This is a genomic window from Nitrosopumilus sp. b1, from assembly GCF_014078545.1.
GTDB lineage: Archaea > Thermoproteota > Nitrososphaeria > Nitrososphaerales > Nitrosopumilaceae > PXYB01.
In genome coordinates this window covers 1-2,846 of record NZ_MU078710.1, presented here as the reverse complement: position 1 = coordinate 2,846, position 2,846 = coordinate 1, and the positions used below count along the sequence as shown (strand labels likewise).

The window sequence follows — 2,846 nt, the reverse complement described above, 5'->3', positions numbered from 1 at the left end:
ATCTAGAGATTTTTGATCCATGAGTAACGTCCAAGCCACATCTAAGGGAAACATGCCAGTTGTCCTTCTAAAAGAAGGTGGTTCTGAAACTAAAGGACGCGAAGCCCAAAAAAATAACATTGCAGCAGCTAAAATCATAGCTGAAATTGTTCATTCAAGTTTAGGCCCAAGAGGAATGGATAAGATGTTAGTTGATTCTTTGGGTGATGTAACTATTACAAATGATGGCGCAACAATTCTAAAAGAAATTGATGTTCAGCATCCTGCAGCAAAAATGCTTGTAGAAATTTCAAAGACAACTGATAATGAAGTAGGAGATGGGACTACATCTGCAGTAATTCTTGCAGGTGCATTATTAGAAAATGCTGAATCTTTAATCACACAAGATGTTCATCCTACAATTATTGTAGATGGATATAGAAAAGCAGCCAAAAAAGCCAAGCAATGTCTTCAAGATATCGCTGACACCGTTACTGGTAACGACAAAAACATTCTTGCAAAAATTGCAAAAACTTCTATGCAAACAAAATTAGTAAGAAAAGATTCTGATTTACTAGCAGATCTAATTGTAAAATCTGTAACCTCTGTTGCAGAAAAAACAGGTGAAAAATTTGACGTTGATATTGATGATATTAAAGTTGAAAAGAAGGCAGGCGGTTCAATCAAAGATTCTACTCTTATTCAAGGAATTGTTTTGGATAAAGAAATTGTTCATGGTGGAATGCCAAAAAGAATTCAAAATGCAAAAATTGCTTTAATTAATACTGCTTTAGAAATTAATAAAACTGAAACTGATGCAAAAATTAACATTTCTAATCCTCAACAACTCAAATCATTTCTTGATGAAGAAAATAGAATGTTAAAAACAATGGTTGACAAAGTAATAGGTTCAGGCGCAAATGTTGTTTTATGTCAGAAAGGCATTGATGATATGGCGCAACATTATTTGGCAAAAGCAAACGTTCAAGCTATTAGAAGAATTAAAGAAAGTGACTTAACAAAACTTGCAAAAGCAACTGGTGCAAGAATTGTAACTAACTTAGATGATTTATTTGAAAAAGATCTAGGAACTGCAGAACTTGTAGAGGAGAGAAAAATAGAAGAAGATCGTTGGGTCTTCATTGAGGGCTGCAAGCATCCAAAAGCTGTAACCTTACTACTTCGTGGTGGCTCACAAAGAGTTGTTGATGAAGTAGACAGATCAGTTCATGACGCTATAATGGTTGTAAAAGATGTAATGGAATCACCCTTTATTGTTGCAGGTGGTGGTGCTCCTGAAACTTATGCTGCAACCAAGATTCGTAGCTGGTCTAAATCATTAGAGGGACGAGAACAACTAGCAGCTGAAAAATTTGCTGATTCTCTTGAAGCAATACCACTAACATTATCGGAAAATGCAGGAATGGATCCAATTGATACCCTTACAGCATTAAGATCAAAACAACTCAAAGGAGAAAAATGGACAGGAATTGATGTTATGAAATCTAAAATTGGTAATATGAAATCAAGTGATATTATTGAACCACTTTCTGTTAAACATCAAATTGTTTCTGCAGCAGCTGAGGCAGCATGCATGATTCTTCGAATTGATGATGTTGTTGCAACAACAAAATCTGCTGGCCCACCACCAGGTGCAGAAGGAGGAATGCCACCAGGAATGGGTGGTATGGGTGGAATGCCACCAGGAATGGGTGGTATGGGTGGAATGCCTGATATGGGCGCAATGGGAATGTAAAACCCTATTTTGTAAAATTAAAAATTCTCAAAAGTTTATTTGATGACTATCTTTACGTCCAATATTGAATAAGCTTAGCTCAAAAGCAATTACAGGTGCAAAATACGTTTATCTTGTAGCATTTTTTGTGCTGCTTTCAGGATTTTTTTACCCAATAATTACAGGTGCAAGTTTTGATTCTGTCATTACTGGAACTCTAATTCTATTTGTTGGACTAGCAGGCGGTGTTTTATTATTCAAAGCAGGTACTTCTGATAAAAGACGAGGAATTTATCTTGGAGGCGGATTTGGACTAATTGCAATTTCATTAGCATATATTTTACAATTAACTGGTAGAGTCTAAAATCAATTAGACATCAAAGTATAGATAAAATTCATGAGGATGTGGTCTAATTGAGATCTCTCTTTGATCCCTTCTTTCTAATTCAATAATCTTATCGACTACATCATTAGGGAAAATTGGAGAGAGGAATTTTCTATCACTTTCTAAAGCATCAAGTGCTTCACCCAAGTTTGCAGGTAACACACCAATTCCTCGTTTAATGCGTTCTGATTTTGTCATCTTGAAAATATCTTCTTGAATTTGATCGCCAGGATCTAATTTCTTTTTTACTCCATCCAAACCAGCAGCTAAGACTGATGCAAAAACCAAATATGGATTTGCAGATGGATCTGGTGCTCTAAACTCTAATCGTTTTAGATATGCATAACCCTCACCTTTGAAATGCCTTGGAACTCTAACAATTGCAGAACGATTACTACCACTCCACGCAATATACACAGGAGCTTCATAACCTGGTACTAATCTATGGTATGAGTTTGTGGTAGGATTAGATATTGCACATAATGCTTTAGAATGACTAAGAATACCGCCACAAAAATATCTTCCAAGCTGACTTAATTCCATCTCTGCATCTGGATCAAAAAATACATTTTTCTTATCTTTCCACAAACTTACATTAGTATGCATTCCAGAACCAGAATCCATTGAGATTGGTTTTGGCATCATTGTTGCAATTTTATTATATTTTTTTGCAATGTTACGAATCACAAATTTGTATGATTGTGTTGAATCAGCTGCATTTGTTAGATAATCATACCTGATATCTAT

The 2,846-nt window shown here is 35.3% G+C and carries 3 protein-coding genes; 2 read left to right on the top strand and 1 reads right to left on the bottom strand.

Features of this window, described 5'->3' with window-relative positions; translation table 11 throughout:
• The first annotated feature begins 19 nt into the window (after window positions 1–19).
• Window positions 20–1,735, top strand: a complete 1,716-nt coding sequence (gene thsB / locus C6988_RS00970) for a thermosome subunit beta (protein WP_182132696.1) — start codon at window positions 20–22, stop codon at window positions 1,733–1,735.
• 64 nt (window positions 1,736–1,799) lie between these two features.
• On the top strand, window positions 1,800–2,078 hold the full coding sequence (locus tag C6988_RS00965; protein WP_182132694.1) for a hypothetical protein: 279 nt from the start codon (window positions 1,800–1,802) through the stop codon (window positions 2,076–2,078).
• A gap of 6 nt (window positions 2,079–2,084) precedes the next feature.
• Here C6988_RS00965 and C6988_RS00960 read toward each other — a convergent pair.
• A partial coding sequence (locus C6988_RS00960; RefSeq protein WP_182132692.1) for a glutamine synthetase family protein occupies window positions 2,085–2,846 on the bottom strand: 762 nt, incomplete at its 5' end.

What these genes read in the sequence shown, in the direction of transcription:
- thsB (WP_182132696.1), top strand. Translation starts at nt 20, where the DNA reads ATGAGTAACGTCCAAGCCACATCTAAGGGAAACATGCCAGTTGTCCTT.